The 567-nt window shown below is 56.3% G+C and carries 1 protein-coding gene; it reads left to right on the top strand.

Going from position 1 to position 567, the window contains the following annotated elements; all coding sequences use genetic code 11:
• Positions 1 to 19: 19 nt before the first annotated feature.
• Positions 20 to 567: transposase (locus GBM95_RS11990; protein ID WP_152159289.1), on the top strand; the 548-nt coding region annotated here is incomplete at its 3' end.

The following is a 567-nucleotide window of genomic DNA, read 5'->3' as shown; positions in this document are numbered from 1 at the left end:
CCCAACGAGCAGGATTTGCATGGCAAAGGAAATTCTCAAGGAGATCCCGCTGACCGGACTATTTGATGAAGTGAAGCCTCCAAAGCGCCGCCGCAAACTCACCAGCACGACGGCGGGCAACAAGTTCCGCTGCTGCGGCTTTTTCCATAACTATCAGGCCAAGACATGGAAAACACCCCGGACGGTGGTGTACCGCCTGCAGTTCAGCGACCAGTACCAGGAGGTAGATGCCCGCTTCATCCAAACCAACCTTTCGATTGAAGAAGCCCGGACCTTCGCCAAAGGCCGCGGACTGAGAAAGTACCGCGCACTTCCCGATGAAAGCTTCGAGCGGGACAAGGTGAATGCCGAAGCATCCATTGAAATTTATGAAGAAATTTTCTGCTCCCGAGGCGAGGATGAGCGGCTCAACTGCGAATGGAAGTCTTCCTGCTGCGCCGCTCGCTGCAGCCTGAACGGCTTCTTCGCCAACTCGCTGCGCATGACAATCACGCTCGTCGTCATGCAGATCATGGAGGAGCTTCGGCACGCTCTGCTCAGGCGCGAGCAGCCGCATAAGCCCTTGAA

Source organism: Sutterella seckii (genome assembly GCF_009183815.1).
GTDB classification, from domain to species: domain Bacteria; phylum Pseudomonadota; class Gammaproteobacteria; order Burkholderiales; family Burkholderiaceae_F; genus Sutterella; species Sutterella seckii.
This window is presented reverse-complemented; position numbering and strand designations above follow the sequence as displayed.